Below are 16164 nucleotides of genomic sequence, written 5' to 3' on the forward strand. Positions count from 1 at the left end.
TTTTGACGTTAGTGTCGTTGTAACGAATAGAGAATTAAGGGTTTAACGTGGCAGACGAATTATCAACTCAAGTAGCAGCGCCAGGCCAAGATATTGGTAATGATATGGTGTCGCTCAACGGAGATGGCGATAATATTGAAGAGCAAAAATCTGGCTTTTTAAGTGCCGTTTCAAGCGCCGAAGTGTTGCGTCAAGGTGCCTTGATTTTGGCCTTGGTCATTTGTATCGCCATTACCATCATTATTTTTATGTGGTCACGTGAACCTGAAATGCGTCCGTTAGGCCAGTTTGAAACCGAACAGTTAATTGAAACACTCGATTATTTAGACGCCCAGAAAATTGAATACGTGTTAGAGCAAAACACGATTAAAGTTCCATCCGACCAATATCAAGACATTAAGTTGTCATTGGCTCGTGGTGGTTTAAACCAAGGACCGTCTGAAGGTGCAGACATTCTAATGCAAGACACTGGTTTTGGTGTCAGTCAGCGCATGGAAACTGAGCGATTGAAACACAGCCGAGAGCAGCAACTTGCACGCACAATTGAAGAACTAAATTCGGTTAGTCGTGCACGAGTTTTGCTAGCGATTCCAAAACAAAATATTTTTGCTCGCCATACTAAGGAACCATCAGCGACGGTGGTCGTCACTCTTAAACGCGGTCGTATGCTCAAAGCAGAAGAAACTGACAGCATTGTCGACATTGTCGCATCGGCCGTACAAGGTTTGTCTACGACTCGAGTAACCGTTACCGACCAAAATGGCCGTTTACTAAATTCTGGGTCACAAAACTCTTTATCAGCGTTATCACGCAAGCAGTTCGAAATTGAACAAAAGCGCGAAGATGAGTACTTACAAAAAATTAATGCGATTTTGTCACCTGTTATCGGTATGGAAAATTATACTGCCCAGGTAGACGTGACAATGGATTTTACTCAAGTTCAAGAAACTCAAAAAACCTATAACCCTGATTTACCTGCAATTCGAAGTGAAATGCTGATTGAAGAAAACCAAACAGGGTCAGGACCAATTGGTATTCCAGGTGCGTTATCTAATCAACCACCTCTTGAGTCTGATATTCCTGAAGAAGCGGGTGGTGCCAATGCCCGTGGCGCGACAGGTCGTTCACACAAAGAGCAAACTCGTAACTACGAACTAGATCAAACAATCAGTCACAAACAAAACCAAACAGGCGTTGTCCGTCGTCTCAGTGTTTCAGTGGCGGTAGATTATATTCGCACAACTGGTGAAGATGGTACGGTTCAGCAAATCCCTCGTTCGCAACAAGCGCTAGTGAATTTACGTCGTTTACTTCAAGGTGGTATTGGCTTTGATATGACGCGCGGCGATACATTAGAGGTCGTGACGATCCCATTCAATAAAGCAGATGTGATGTCAGAGATCGAAGTGCCTTTATATCAACAAGAATGGTTCCAGCCGATGATCAAGACATTGGCCGCCATGGTCGTCATCATTGTGCTAATTATCTTCCTTGTTCGTCCATTATTGAACAAGTTACTAGCGCCAGAAGATACAACTGAGAAATACGAAGAAGAAGCGCTTGGTGGTGTAGACTTAGGTGATGAAGCGCTGGATATGCTGAATACCGAATTTGATGAAAAAGATATCGGCTTCTCTGCTGACGGTACGTTACAATTACCAGACTTACATGGTGACGAAGACTTATTGAAAGCAGTCAGAGCGTTAGTTGCGAATGAACCAGAGCTGTCTTCGCAAGTGGTTAAAGGGTGGTTATTAGAAGATGAATGATGTCGTTGAAGCACAACAACAGCAGCAACAACAGCCTACGTTTGATGTAGACAAACTAGAAGGCGTTGAAAAAGCCGCTATATTACTTTTGAGCTTATCTGAAGAAGACGCCGCTCAAATCCTTAAACACCTTGAGCCAAAGCAGGTTCAGAAGGTCGGTATTGCGATGGCTCAGTTGGATGATCTGAGTCAAGACAAAATATCGGCGGTTCACAGCCTGTTTATCGAACAAATTCAAGATTACAGTACGATTGGTTTCCAATCGGAAGACTTCATTAAGAAAGCACTTACTGCTGCACTAGGTGAAGATAAAGCCGCGACGTTACTCGACCAGATCATTCTTGGTGGTGGTGCGAAAGGTCTAGATTCACTTAAATGGATGGACTCGAAGCAGGTTGCTAACATTATCCGCAACGAGCACCCGCAGATTCAAACGATTGTTTTGGCTTATTTAGCGCCTGATCAATCAGCAGAAATCTTGAGTCAATTTTCTGACAAAGTCCGTATCGACTTGACTATGCGTATTGCAAACTTAGAAGAAGTTCAGCCTGCCGCACTTCAAGAACTCAACGAGATCATGGAGAAACAGTTTGCGGGTCAAGCGGGTGCACAAGCCGCTAAGATGGGCGGCCTGAAAGCAGCTGCAGAAATCATGAACTTCTTGGATACCAATATCGAAGGTCAGTTAATGGATGCGATGCGTGAACACGATGAAGAAATGGCACAACAAATCCAAGATCTCATGTTTGTATTTGATAATTTAATTGACGTTGATGACCGAGCGATTCAGGCAATATTACGTGAAGTTCAGCAAGACTCATTAATGAAGGCAATTAAAGGTGCGGACGATGCACTGAAAGAAAAGATCCTTAAGAATATGTCTAAACGTGCCGCTGACATGATGGCAGATGACTTAGAGGCAATGCCGCCAATTCGTGTTTCTGAAGTTGAAACTGCACAAAAAGAAATTCTTGCCATTGCACGTCGATTGGCTGATGCCGGTGAGATTATGTTAGGCGGCGGTGGTGGTGAAGACTTCCTGTAAGTCTTCCCTCAAAAAGTAGGTAAAAATTGTGGCTGATAAACTAACCAACCAACCCGTCACTCCAAGTAAAGAGATGTTGGAGCTCCTGAAAGATTGGGTTGCGCCTGATGTCAGTGAAGTCAAAAAGGCGACGGTTGTAGGCAAAACCAATTTTATGGGCATGTCGATTGAAGATATGTACAAAAAGAAGGTTCAAGTCGAACAGACCGAAGAGGAAGAGGTTCAACCACTGACAGCGGAAGAAATTGAGCAGATTCGCCAGGATGCCTATAACGAAGGTTTTTCTCAGGGTAAAGAAGAAGGGGTGGCTGCTGGTCACGCTGAGGGCCTTGAAAAAGGTCATGCCGAAGGACTCGAACAAGGTCATCAAGAGGGCATAGAAGCTGGCCGAGAAGAGGGTAGAGAAGCAATCAATGAAGCGATTAACCGTTGGCAAGCACTGGCGGAGCAACTTGTAACGCCGATAGAGCGTGTTGATAAAGCGGCTGAGCAACAGCTGTTATCTTTGGCTGTCATGTTGGCAGAATCAGTGCTTCGAACGGAAATCAAATCAAACAAAGAAAGCATACTTGCCGCGCTTCACGAGTCCATTGCGGCATTACCATTTAATACTGAAATCGCCGAAATTCATTTACATCCACAAGACATCGAATTATTAAAAGAAGAATACGATGATGACGCCATTGTCGAACAAAAGTGGATCCTCAAGCCAGAGCCTACGTTTGAACTTGGCGATGTTATGGTTGCGACACCCAATTCGCTAATCGACAGAACCGTTAAGACACGAATAAAACAAACCATTGATGACTTTATTCAGAACGCTTCTTTGGACAAAGAGACGAATTCAGGGCCTGGATTAAAGCCTGCTCCTATGGAACGCAATCAGCCCACAAAAGCAGATGAACCAATTGTGACTGAGCACATTGATGACCCTGCGCACACCACTTCGACAGGTGAAAACACCGAGCCGACTGCAGAAAACATAGACACAAACCCTCCACAAGAAAGTGAGGAAGTACCTGTGACCGATGATACTGCTGGAAGTGAGTTAGAACAATCTGAAAACGCCTCAACAGGTGAGCAAAATGGATAGTCTGGCTGAACGAATTAAAAAATCTCAACGGTTAGTGACCGATGCAAAGCCAGAAGTATCTGGTCGTTTAACGAAAGTGAACGGTTTAACGTTAGAAGCTGTTGGTGTGTCTGTTCCTTTAGGTGGGCACTGTAAAATTCAAACATTAAATGGTGAAGTCGACGCTGAATTCGTGGGATTTGAAAACGACAAAATATTTTTGATGCCGACTGACCAAGTAAGCGGCATTGTTCCAAGAGGCCGTGTCACTACCTCCAGTCAAGCACAACGCTTACCGCTTTCTATTAACCTATTGGGCCGCGTTATCGATCCTACTGGGCAACCGCTCGATGGGCGGGGACCGATAGAATTAGGTGACGGACCTGCATACCAATCCGAGCCAATTAACCCATTGGCGCGCAAACCAATTAAATCCTCAATAGATGTTGGTGTAAAAGCGATCAATGGCATTTTAACCGTTGGTCAAGGTCAGCGCATGGGCTTGTTTGCCGGCTCAGGTGTCGGTAAATCTGTGTTGCTTGGCATGATGACCAAAGGTACAACAGCAGACGTAGTCGTGGTTGGTTTAATTGGTGAACGTGGCCGAGAAGTGAAAGAGTTTATTGATGAAATTCTTGGTGAAGAAGGTCGTCAACGAGCCGTCGTCGTCGCGGCACCGGCAGACATGGCGCCTATTCGTCGTTTAAAAGGGTGTGAAACAGCAACTCAGGTGGCTGAATATTTTCGAGATCAGGGGCTTAATGTCCTACTATTGATTGACTCTGTGACACGGTATGCACAAGCGCAACGAGAGATTGCGCTGGCCATCGGTGAACCACCTGCAACAAAAGGATATCCAGCGTCTGTCTTTGCAAAATTACCGGCGTTAATTGAGCGGGCCGGTAATGGTGGAGAAGGCCAAGGTTCGATCACTGCGTTCTATACCGTTTTGTCCGAAGGGGATGACATGCAAGACCCTATCGCGGATGCGTCTCGAGCCATATTAGATGGTCACATAGTACTATCTCGAGACTTGGCCGATGCCGGACATTATCCTGCGATAGATGTCGCGAAGTCTATTAGTCGTGTAATGCCACAAGTCACCTCGCCACAACACTTACAAATGGCACTTAAATTTAAAAAGTACTTATCGGCCTATGAACAGAATAAAGACTTAATTTCTATCGGAGCCTACGCCTCAGGTAGTAACCCTATCGTCGACAAAGCGATTCAACTTAAACCTGTAATGGATGCCTACTTACAGCAAACGATGACGGATGTGTACCCATACGACCAATCGTTAATGCAACTTCAAGCATTGACCAATGAAATGCCATAGGTAGAGGTGATTTATGGCAAAAGAAGATAATCAGCTACTAGTTTTAAAACGTATTGAAAAAGAGCGTGAACAAAAAGCGGCAACAGATTTACAGTCAGCGCAGTCGTTTTTAGAAGCAAACCAAGCCAAACTTAAAGAAGTAGAAAGCTATAAGCTCGACTACTTAAAGCGTATGCAGGATATGGGGGCAACCGGAATGGGCGGTGGCAGTTACCAACATTATCAACGTTTTATTGTTCAGCTTGACCAAGGCATTTTGGCCCAATCAAACGTCGTAAGTACGGCGAAGGAAGTCGTTGCGCAACGACGCCAAGAGTGGCTAATGCAAAAAAACAAACTTAAAGCCGTCGACACCTTGCTTGATAAAAAAGCTCAAGTGCGCAATGCACGTGAAGCTAAAGCTGAGCAAAACCAGGCTGATGAGTTTGCCGCCCAAAAATACATTCGCGAACAACTTCTCGCCAAGTCACAAGCTTAGTAATGTTTGAGCCCTTGTTTTTAACCTTATAAATCAGCTGGCTAGTACTTTATTTTTCTTATTCTAACGGGCTCGTTTAACCAATTTGTTAACTTGGAACGATCTTTGAATATTCCTACACAGTTAAGAAAATTTAGAGCGCATTTAAAGCGCAAACTGAATTTATTTTTTGTTAGGAGCTCGTATGCTGCAACAACGCCCAGTTTTGTCACAAATCCACAATATTAAAGGCCTAGAGCCTGATTTGCCTGTGCGCGAACTATCGCCTCGTAATAATACTAAGTCACAAAATTCGAATAAAAACGATTATGACTTCCAACAAGCGATGGCGGCAACGCGGCAACAAATGGATCGCCACTTAGAGGCCAAACGAGAAGCTAGGCTTCAAGTTGCTGAGCGTCAAGAGCAGGCCGCTCAAGCTCAGCGTGCTCAAGACGACCGTGCAAAACAGGATGCTCGCACCCAACAAGAAAGAGCACTCGAGCCTAAGCGCGTGGAAAATACCGCCAAGCGAGAAGACCCTAGAGATGAAGACGTTTCACGAAATCAACGTCAGGATGTGTCTCGTCGTGATTTAGATACTCAAACAGATAGAGCTCAGCGAGAACCTGCAGAAAAAAATGACGGTGAGACCGCAAAGCCAGAATTAACGTCAGATAAAAAAGAGGCCTTTTCAACGCTCGACAGTAAGCAAAAGACAAAAGAAAAAATTGCGTCGGACCAGGTAGAGCAAGGTGAGACCAAACAAAACGGTGTGGTTGATTCAAGTTTGAAAGGGGAAATACTTAAAGACAGCGATGCTCCGGTGTCAAAAGCTTTGTCTGAGCTTGAAGCGCTATTAAATTCTTTATTGAACGGTGAACAAACAGCCTCATCTAAGTTTAAAACCGAGCAAGTATTACAAAGTCTGGCAGCCTTAATGAAAGGTGAATCATTGGTACAGAGCCCTTCGGATACAGCGACTGATATCGATCAGCAGATGGCGCAACTTCTCAATAACTTGGCTTCGCTGTTAGGTAGTTCCGATGGACCTAGTATTGATCCTTTGTCTCAGCTGGTGAACAACATCGATTTGAATACTGTGCTAGAGGACCTCACTGCTCAATTGAATAACCTACAAAGCTTGGATTTGAGTCAATTGTCAGAGCAACAGCTAGCCGTATTTGAGCAACTGCAAGAACAGCTTAAGTTACTATCTCAGAAACTAAGTAACTTCGTTGAGCAACCAAATACAGAGCCTTCAAATGAGAGTCCAGACTCTGAAGAGTCCACTTTAAGTTGGCTCAATGATGTCGTACTTAAATTAAAAAATGAATCTGAAAAAAGTCATTCAGATTTAACGTCAGCATCCGTGACTGAAAAGGTCACTTCAGCAGAGTCATTGCTGGAGTTCGCCAATATTAAGGCAACACGTGAACAATCGACAGAAAATGGTACCGCGACGATTAGGCCTGATGTTTTGAACGGCACGAAGAACAATACCAATGCATCAGAAAGTGTTACTGGAGCATCAGATAAAAACACTCCTCTTAACTTTGCCAATAACATTGCGAACAACCAAGGAAACGGTTCAGCTAAAAGTGATGGCAATGCGGCAATGGCACAACAGGTCATCGCGGCACTAAATAATACAGAATCAAGCGCGCAAACTAAGCCGCCAATTACTGCACCGATTCAGTTACAAGCTGCGGCAAACGGTCAAAGCACTAACGCTAATGTTGTGGCTCAAGGGGTTGTGAGCGCAGAGTTAGAGCAGCAAGTCAGTCAAAGCGAAAAATTAAATGACTTTAAGTTGTCAGAATTACAACGATTAATGACCGACACGGGGACTTCTAAGTCCAGTCAGTTAAAAAGTCTTATTGAGTCTGGTGTATTAGGAGAAGCTGTAAATACAGATAAGCCGACAACATACAACAAACCATCAGTTGTAGAAGTAGCCGGTGTACAACTAGATAAAACGCTTCAAGCACCGAAGCTTGAAAGTATTACGCAAACCAAGACTGATGCTGTAATTAAAGAAAACATTTTATTTAACAAACAAGCTTTGGCGAGCAATATTCAAGCACAAGTCGGTATGATGCTGGCGAGAAATATGAAGTCGGTAGATATTCGCCTCGATCCACCCGAACTAGGTAGCATGCAGATCAAGCTATCTATGGGTGAGCAAGCCAATGTTAGTTTCGTCGTAAGCAGTCAACAAGCCAAAGATGCTTTAGAAGAAAGTTTACCTAGGCTAAAAGAATTGTTAGAGCAACACGGTATGCAGCTCGGTGATAGTGACGTTAGAAAAGATAACGATAGCGGCCAAGCAGACGAGCAAGAAAACGAACAAGGTTCCCTGAACACTGCAGGGGCAAATGAGCTTGGCGAAGACGACAATAATGATGAAGCGCAAGCCGTCGAAGTAAAGGTTAAATCACCTTGGCAAGTTGATGATTATGCCTAATAAGTTTTTTGTAGAGAAATTTGGCTTTTTACGCCAAAGAGCAAACAGCACCAATGGTAGTTGTTGTTTTATTCATCAGTCGGCAGTAAAAGCAAGGTTTAGTCGTGGATAAGCAGGCTTATTTATTGCTAAAAATAGAGATCAACAATAACATTGTAGAGAACAACAGAAGCTAACATTTTAAGTGAGACGCGGCCTATCTTAGCGCAGTGCTTAAAATAACGGAGATAAGCAATGGCTGAAGAAAATGATGAGTTGACTCTTGAAGAAGAAGGTGGAAAAGGCGGCAATAAAATGATGATTATCATCATTGCCGTTGTGGTACTGGTTGTTGGCGCTGGTGCTGCCTTTTTCTTATTATCAGGTGATGATGAAACGGCGGAGCAAACCACCGAAGAAACCACAGATGGTGAAGAAGGTGACGACGCTGAGAGCGCGGATCCAGAAGAACCTGTTGAAGTGGGAACCGCGAAGTACGTTACTATGCCACGACCATTTACATTTAATGTGCCAGGCACGTCAAGAGACCGTCTAGTGCAAATAAAAGTTCAACTTATGGTTCGCGGTGACAATAATGAGGAATTGGCGCAAAAACATATTCCTCTTATCGAAGGCTCATTATTAAAGGCTTTCAGTACGGCAAACGCAGATGCGTTGGCGACTGCTGCAGGAAAAGACGCATTAAAGTTAAAAGCGGCACAAGAAGTGCAGAAGGCAGTTATAGACGTAACCGGCTCAAAAATTGTTGAAGAAGTGTTATTTACTGGTTTTGTGATGCAATAAGCCATTGGGCTTAGGCATAACAAGTTTTGAACACCATTTTGTTAAGAGAACATTATGACTGATTTATTGTCACAAGACGAAATTGACGCGCTACTCCACGGCGTCGATGACGTAGAAGAAGAGGAAATCGACGAAGGTGGCGGCGGTGGCGCCGGCATGTCCGATTACGACTTCTCGTCACAAGATCGAATTGTGCGTGGTCGTATGCCAACCTTGGAGTTGGTTAACGAACGATTTGCCCGTCACATGCGTATCAGTCTGTTTAACATGATGCGCCGAACGGCAGAAGTGTCAATAAACGGTGTTCAAATGATCAAGTTTGGTGAGTACATACATACCTTGTTTGTACCAACAAGCTTGAATATGGTTCGTTTTAGACCATTAAAAGGCACGGGCCTAATCACAATGGAAGCCCGTTTAGTATTTATTCTAGTTGACAACTTTTTCGGTGGTGACGGTCGTTATCACGCCAAAATCGAAGGTCGTGAATTTACGCCAACAGAACGTCGTATTATTCAAATGCTGCTCAAGCTTATATTTGAAGATTACAAAGAAGCATGGTCACCTGTGATGGATGTGTCTTTTGAATATTTAGACTCTGAAGTAAATCCTGCGATGGCAAATATTGTTTCGCCAACAGAAGTTATTGTCATTTCGTCATTCCACATTGAGCTAGATGGTGGTGGCGGTGATTTCCACGTTGCGTTGCCATATTCGATGCTAGAGCCAATCCGTGAATTACTTGATGCCGGTGTTCAAAGTGACCGTGAAGATACGGATTACCGTTGGAGTAAGGCGTTACGTGATGAAATCATGGACGTGTACGTCGATTTACAAACCCAATTATTAGAAATGGAATTGCCACTCCATCAAGTTATGGAACTTAAAGATGGCGATATCATTCCTATTGAAATGCCAGAATACATTACGGTATTCATTGAGGACTTACCGACATACCGAGCCAAATTAGGCCGTTGTCGAGATAATGTCGCTTTGCAAATAGCTGAGAAGATCAAGCGACCAGAATCGGCCAAGTCTGAAATGAATGTATTAACAAAAGGTGGTCGTCGATTAGACGATGACTCTGAATTATTAGCACTTGAAGATGATTTAGAGCTTTAAGTGAGTTATAGAGGTTAAAGTTATGAGCGATGATCAAGATACTATGGACGAATGGGCTGCAGCCCTTGCTGAAGCTGAAGGTGATGACGCTGAAGGCGGTGACGACGTCCAAGCAGCAGAACTAGAAGAACTGACGGATACAAGCAATAATCTAAATGAAGATGAGTCTCGCAAGTTGGAGACAATTCTTGATATTCCAGTCAATATTTCAATGGAAGTAGGCCGCAGTAAAATCAGTATTCGAAATTTACTACAACTTAACCAAGGCTCTGTTGTTGAGTTGGACCGCGTTGCGGGTGAACCTTTGGACGTTCTGGTCAATGGAACATTAATTGCCCATGGCGAAGTGGTTGTAGTTAATGATAAGTTTGGTATTCGTTTAACTGATGTGATCAGCCAAATTGAAAGAATCAAAAAACTTCGTTAATAAAATCAGCAGTTTTGCTATCTTAACTGCATCGAGTTTTAATGGCTTGGCCCAAGAATCTGTGGGCCAAGTTGCGACTAATCCCAAATTAAACTCTCCAACTGACGGCGCCTTATTACCTCTACTAATGGCATTGGTAGCAATAATTTTGCTTATCTACGGTCTGGCTTGGTTAGCAAGAAAGTTCAACTTCACCCCAAATCATCATCATCACATGAAAACGATCACTAGCCTGTCATTAGGTGGACGCGAACGTATTGTGATAATTGAGGTTCAAGGTGTTCAGTATGCGCTTGGTGTGACACCACATAGCGTCAATCAGTTATTCAAATTAGAAGAGCCTATTACGCCGACGTCTTTGATGAATTCAGATAACAAATTACTTAACAAACTAACTGAAATGCTCAACAATGGCGTTCAGAGTTCGATGAAAAAATCAGACGTTGAGTCACCATTCAAATCGTCTACCTCCACAAAAAAAGAATAAGGTTGAGGAACAGCCAGTGCAAATGAGTAATGTCGCTAAATTTACACTCCTTTTGATGATGATGTTTGTCCCATCAGCGCTTGCTGACCCTGGCGCAATATCCGCTGTTACTGTGACTGACAATCCAGACGGAAGTAAAGAATATAGTATTACCTTGCAAGTATTAGCCATGATGACGGCGCTGAGCTTTATTCCAGCCATCGTCATGCTGATGACTTCATTTACACGTATTATCGTTGTTTTGGCTATTTTGCGACAGGCACTCGGTTTACAACAAACGCCTAATAGTCAGCTCCTTGTTGGTATGGCATTGTTTTTGAGCTTTTTTATTATGGCGCCTGTATTTGATGAAATTCACCAGAATGCCATCGAACCTTATCTAAATGAAGAAGTCACTTCTGTACAAGCCTATGAAATAGCCAAAATTCCAATGCGGGAATTCATGTTAGCTCAGACCCGAATCAGCGACTTAGAAACCTTTGCTGAAATTGCTGGATACACTAATGTTGGTGGCCCAGAAGACTTACCGATGAGTGTTATCATTCCTGCGTTTGTGACCTCAGAACTCAAAACCGCATTCCAAATTGGTTTTATGTTTTTCATTCCGTTTCTCATTATCGACCTCGTGGTGGCATCTGTATTGATGGCCATGGGTATGATGATGTTGTCTCCAATGATTGTATCTTTGCCATTTAAGTTGATGATGTTTGTCTTAGTTGATGGATGGTCGTTAGTAATGGGAACACTCGCCAAAAGTTTTGGTTTGGGTACTTAAGGAGTCGGCTCGATGACACCAGAAACGTTTGTAGACATACTCAGAGAAGCATTGTGGCTGATCATAGTCCTGGTATCTATCATGGTTGTACCAAGCCTAATAGTCGGTTTGATAGTCGCAGTATTCCAAGCCGCGACCTCTATTAACGAACAAACCTTGAGTTTTTTACCGAGACTTATTGTCACCTTGCTTGCCTTAATGGTCGCAGGCCATTGGATAACGGGCATGATCATGGACTTTTTCTTTGATTTAATCGAACGTATTCCTTCCGTTATTGGCTAACTGATATGGACGTATTGCTCGAGCAACTCATGCAATATCAGGCGGACTTATTGTTACCGTTCTCCCGTATATCTGCGATGATGATGGTCATGGTTGCTATAGGTGGTCGAACGATTCCAGGGCCAATAAAAACAGCCTACGCAGTCGCATTTACTATTATGGTAATGCCTGTTTTACCGCCTTCGACGTTTACCAATTTGTTTTCTGTTGAGATGATCATTCGTGTTGGTCAGCAAATTATGATTGGCGCTGCGCTCGGTTTTATATCCGTTATCTTTTTGCAGATATTTGTTATTGCCGGTCAGGCAATTGCGATGCAGTCAGGTCTTGGTTTTGCGTCAATGGTTGACCCGACCAATGGCATGAGTGTTCCTGCGGTCAGTCAATTTTATCTTGTGCTGTCTACGTTAATGTTTTGGTCGATTGACGGTCATTTAGCGATGCTACAAATGGTGGTAAAAAGCTTTTATGTCCTGCCAATTACGGACGTTTGGTATGCAACAGGTAACTTTTATGATGTTGCACTACTTGGCGGTTGGATGTTTGCAGCCGCGCTTATTTTAGCATTGGCGCCATTAGTGGCGATGCTCGTTATTAACCTGAGCTTTGGCATCATGACCCGAGCGGCACCGCAGTTAAACATCTTCTCAATCGGTTTCCCATTTACTATGTTATCGGGTCTTATTGTGATGTGGTTGACTCTAGAAAACTTTGTATTCCATTTTGATAATAATTGGCAAAAATCCATCGAAGTGATGTGTGATTTAATCAATTGTTAACAGACTGTCCACCCATTAATAAAGTGAGAAATAATGGCAGAAGGCTCAGATCAGGAAAAAACCGAAGAACCCACGGCCAAGCGTCTCGATGACGCCCGAAAAAAAGGCCAAATAGCGCGTTCCAAAGAGCTCGGCACCACAGGAGTTCTGGTTGCGAGTGCCGCATCGTTGCTGATCTTCGGTGATGACTTAGGTCGTGCATTGATGGAAGTCATGGAACAACAGTTTACTTTAGACCGCGACGACGCCTTTGATACAACTAAAATGTTTGGTGTGTTTGGCAGTATTCTCGGTCATATCGCTATCCCTGTTATTGGTATTTTTGCTGTTGTTTTGGTTGCGGCATTTGTTGCAAATAGCTTATTAGGGGGAATCAATTTTAGTTGGCAGGCAATGGCCCCCAAGTTTTCTAAAATGTCGCCTTTAAAGGGCTTCAAAAGAATGTTTGGTCCACAAGCCGCAATGGAGTTGTTTAAGTCCGTCCTCAAGGTGGCCGTGGTCGCAGGGGTTTCAGTGTGGCTCATTAATATTTTCCTCAATGACATTTTGTTTTTGAGCATGGAAGACCTTCCAAATAATACCTACGATGCAACAGAACTATTAGGTTGGATATTTATGGGGTTGTGTTGTTCAACCATAGTAATATCCATTGTTGATGTACCGTTTCAAACTTGGAATCACAACAAACAGTTAAAAATGACCAAACAAGAGGTCAAAGACGAATATAAAAACACCGAGGGTAACCCTGAAATAAAAGGGCGTATTCGTCAGCAGCAACGTGAGATTTCACAACGAAAAATGATGTCAGAAGTACCCAATGCCGACGTTGTTGTGACCAACCCGACTCACTATTCGGTGGCTATAAAGTACGATACTAACAAGTCGAATGCGCCATTTGTGGTTGCGAAAGGGGCGGATACGATTGCGATGCACATTCGTAAAATTGCCAAAGAAAAAGATGTGCCTATCATCGAGACTCCGTTGCTCACCCGTTCAATATATTACACGACCGATATTAACCAAGAGATCCCAGAACAACTGTTTGTTGCGGTCGCACAAGTTCTTGCGTTTGTTTTTCAGCAAGAGCAACACGCAAAAGGCAAGGGCAAGAAGCCAAAACCACTGGACAAAGAGCTACCGATTCCACCAGAAATGCGTTATTAATCCGCTGTCAGTTTGTTGACATTCATTTTGGCCTGAACATTGCTCTATCCTAGCAATTCTCTAGTTTTGGGTCGTTGTGATGGAATTAGCCGCAAAATTTAACCAGTTGTTTTCTAAAGAAAATGCGCACCATTTAAATGGGCTTGGCGTACCACTTTTTATTCTTGCTGCGCTTGCGATGGTAGTCTTACCGCTACCTGCATTAATGCTCGATATTCTATTTTCTTTTAATATCGCATTGGCCTTGGTGATTCTTCTCGTTACTGTTTATACACTCAAGCCACTTGATTTTGGTTCCTTTCCCACGGTCATTCTTATTGCAACCGTACTTCGCTTGGCACTAAACGTAGCAAGTACCCGCGTTGTTTTACTTGAAGGTCACCAAGGTGGTGATGCGGCTGGTAAAGTAATTGAAGCGTTCGGTAGTGTTGTTATCGGTGGTAACTATGCCGTTGGTCTCGTGGTCTTTGCTATTCTCGTTATCATTAACTTTGTCGTAGTCACCAAAGGTGCTGGACGTATCTCTGAAGTAACCGCTCGTTTCACACTAGACGCAATGCCAGGTAAACAGATGGCAATTGACGCTGATCTTAACGCTGGTTTTATTACTCCCGAACAAGCAAAAGCCCGACGTGAAGAAATCGGTAAAGAAGCTGATTTTTATGGATCTATGGATGGTGCTTCAAAATTCGTAAAAGGTGATGCCATCGCCGGTATTATCATTTTGTTTATTAACATCATTGGTGGCTTGTTCATCGGAATGATTCAGCATGACTTATTATTCGGTGAAGCTGTTGAAATTTATACGATTCTAACTATTGGTGATGGCCTTGTGGCGCAAATTCCAGGGTTGTTACTATCGATAGGCACCGCGATTGTTGTTACTCGTCAAAATACTGACCAAGAGATGGGTAAACAATTTTCAAGTCAGCTAGGCGCCGAAAAAGTTCTCTATGTTGCTGGTGGTGTGCTTTTCTCTATGGGCTTGGTTCCAGGAATGCCTCACTTAACGTTTTTAGGTTTTGGTGCGCTACTTATTGGTACAGCCTATTATGCGAGTAAAAAGGCCGCACAAGAAGCGGTACAAGCCGAAAAAGAAGAATCAGAAGCACCACTTGTTGATCCACAAGAAGCGGCTGAAAACAAAGATGTAAGCTGGGAGGACGTCAGTCACGTTGACACGATTGGCTTGGAAGTGGGTTATCGACTCATTCCTCTGGTAGACAAAGGCCAAGGAGGCGAGCTGTTGTCTCGGATTAAAGGTGTGAGACGTAAGCTCAGTCAAGAGCTTGGGTTCTTAGTGCCTGCCGTTCACATTCGTGACAACCTAGATTTGGATCCAAATGCTTATCGCATAACCTTGATGGGTGTCGTGGTCGGTGAAGCAGAAATCCGTCACGATCGTGAACTAGCGATTAACCCTGGACAAGTTTTTGGTAAAGTTGAAGGTCTAGAAACGGTTGACCCAGCCTTTGGTTTAGAAGCCGTTTGGATTGAAAAAACCAATCGCGACAAAGCACAGTCTTTAGGTTATACCGTCGTTGATGCCGCAACTGTAGTCGCGACGCACATCTCTCAATTATTAACAAATAACGCGGCACAACTTCTGGGCCACGAAGAAACTCAAAATCTGTTAGAGATGATTCAAAAGAATTATCCAAAGTTGGTCGATGGCTTAGTTCCAGATATGTTGTCGTTGTCGGTACTTACGAAAGTGCTACAAAACTTATTAAACGAAAACGTCACAATTCGAGATATGCGCTCGATTATTCAAACACTAGTCGAATACGCTCCAAAGAGCCAAGATCCCGATGTTTTGACCGCAGCTTGTCGAATTTCACTGCGCCGTTTCATCGTCCAAGATGTCGCTGGCGCAACCCCTGAAATACCTGTCATAACCTTGGCGCCAGAGTTGGAACAGATGTTGCAACAGAGCATGCAATCCGCTGGTAATGAAGGTGCCGGCATTGAGCCAGGCTTAGCAGAACGCATTCAAAGTTCGTTAGCTGAAGCTCATAAGAATCAGGAATTACAAGGTGAGCCGTCAATTCTATTGACCTCAGGTATGCTCCGAAGCGTGTTATCGAGATTCGTCAAACACAGTCTTCCAGGCATGGTGATTTTGTCTTACCAAGAAATTCCTGAAGAAAAACAAATTAAGATTGTTAGTTCAGTTGGTTAAGTCCGGGTGACGGA

The 16164-nt window shown here is 43.5% G+C and carries 15 protein-coding genes; all 15 read left to right on the plus strand.

The genetic code is table 11. The features are described from left to right. Positions 1 to 104: 104 nt before the first annotated feature. The 15 genes from fliF to flhA all read left to right on the plus strand — a co-directional run bounded on the left by fliF (position 105) and on the right by flhA (position 16150). The gene (gene fliF, locus AC4E96_RS08665; RefSeq protein WP_488032659.1) at positions 105 to 1769 is read left to right on the plus strand and encodes a flagellar basal-body MS-ring/collar protein FliF; all 1665 of its coding nucleotides are present in this window, start codon (positions 105 to 107) and stop codon (positions 1767 to 1769) included. Next, positions 1762 to 2814 (plus strand): flagellar motor switch protein FliG, encoded by a 1053-nt coding sequence (fliG, locus tag AC4E96_RS08670; protein WP_488032625.1) that lies wholly within the window; start codon positions 1762 to 1764, stop codon positions 2812 to 2814. Before fliF ends, fliG begins: the two co-directional genes overlap by 8 nt. Positions 2815 to 2842: 28 nt before the next feature. Then, complete coding sequence (gene fliH, locus AC4E96_RS08675; protein ID WP_490255532.1) at positions 2843 to 3907, plus strand: flagellar assembly protein FliH; 1065 nt, start codon at positions 2843 to 2845, stop codon at positions 3905 to 3907. Further along, a complete protein-coding gene (gene fliI / locus AC4E96_RS08680; protein WP_490255533.1) occupies positions 3900 to 5225 on the plus strand; it encodes a flagellar protein export ATPase FliI in 1326 nt (441 codons plus the stop codon). Before fliH ends, fliI begins: the two co-directional genes overlap by 8 nt. A gap of 13 nt (positions 5226 to 5238) precedes the next feature. Beyond that, the gene (fliJ, locus tag AC4E96_RS08685; protein ID WP_490255534.1) at positions 5239 to 5703 is read left to right on the plus strand and encodes a flagellar export protein FliJ; all 465 of its coding nucleotides are present in this window, start codon (positions 5239 to 5241) and stop codon (positions 5701 to 5703) included. Positions 5704 to 5887: 184 nt separating this feature from the next. Further along, positions 5888 to 8149 (plus strand): flagellar hook-length control protein FliK, encoded by a 2262-nt coding sequence (locus tag AC4E96_RS08690; RefSeq protein WP_490255535.1) that lies wholly within the window; start codon positions 5888 to 5890, stop codon positions 8147 to 8149. Positions 8150 to 8383: 234 nt separating this feature from the next. Then, positions 8384 to 8932, plus strand: a complete 549-nt coding sequence (fliL, locus tag AC4E96_RS08695) for a flagellar basal body-associated protein FliL (RefSeq protein ID WP_490255536.1) — start codon at positions 8384 to 8386, stop codon at positions 8930 to 8932. A gap of 54 nt (positions 8933 to 8986) precedes the next feature. Then, complete coding sequence (gene fliM, locus AC4E96_RS08700) at positions 8987 to 10054, plus strand: flagellar motor switch protein FliM (RefSeq protein ID WP_488032631.1); 1068 nt, start codon at positions 8987 to 8989, stop codon at positions 10052 to 10054. Positions 10055 to 10076: 22 nt separating this feature from the next. Next, positions 10077 to 10481, plus strand: coding sequence for a flagellar motor switch protein FliN (gene fliN / locus AC4E96_RS08705; protein WP_490255537.1), 405 nt, complete (start codon positions 10077 to 10079; stop codon positions 10479 to 10481). Further along, a complete protein-coding gene (fliO, locus tag AC4E96_RS08710) occupies positions 10456 to 10968 on the plus strand; it encodes a flagellar biosynthetic protein FliO (protein WP_488032633.1) in 513 nt (170 codons plus the stop codon). Before fliN ends, fliO begins: the two co-directional genes overlap by 26 nt. Positions 10969 to 11023: 55 nt before the next feature. Beyond that, entirely contained in the window at positions 11024 to 11743 is a 720-nt protein-coding gene (gene fliP, locus AC4E96_RS08715; protein WP_488032660.1) for a flagellar type III secretion system pore protein FliP, read from the plus strand. A gap of 12 nt (positions 11744 to 11755) precedes the next feature. Then, a complete protein-coding gene (gene fliQ, locus AC4E96_RS08720) occupies positions 11756 to 12025 on the plus strand; it encodes a flagellar biosynthesis protein FliQ (RefSeq protein WP_488032634.1) in 270 nt (89 codons plus the stop codon). Positions 12026 to 12030: 5 nt separating this feature from the next. Beyond that, positions 12031 to 12804 (plus strand): flagellar biosynthetic protein FliR, encoded by a 774-nt coding sequence (gene fliR, locus AC4E96_RS08725; protein ID WP_488032635.1) that lies wholly within the window; start codon positions 12031 to 12033, stop codon positions 12802 to 12804. A gap of 33 nt (positions 12805 to 12837) precedes the next feature. Beyond that, positions 12838 to 13968, plus strand: coding sequence for a flagellar biosynthesis protein FlhB (gene flhB / locus AC4E96_RS08730; protein ID WP_490255538.1), 1131 nt, complete (start codon positions 12838 to 12840; stop codon positions 13966 to 13968). A 79-nt stretch (positions 13969 to 14047) separates the two neighbouring features. Further along, positions 14048 to 16150: a flagellar biosynthesis protein FlhA gene (gene flhA, locus AC4E96_RS08735; RefSeq protein ID WP_490255539.1), complete on the plus strand. Its 2103-nt coding sequence runs from the start codon at positions 14048 to 14050 to the stop codon at positions 16148 to 16150. The last annotated feature ends 14 nt before the right edge of the window (positions 16151 to 16164 follow it).

Source organism: Psychrosphaera sp., assembly GCF_982872775.1.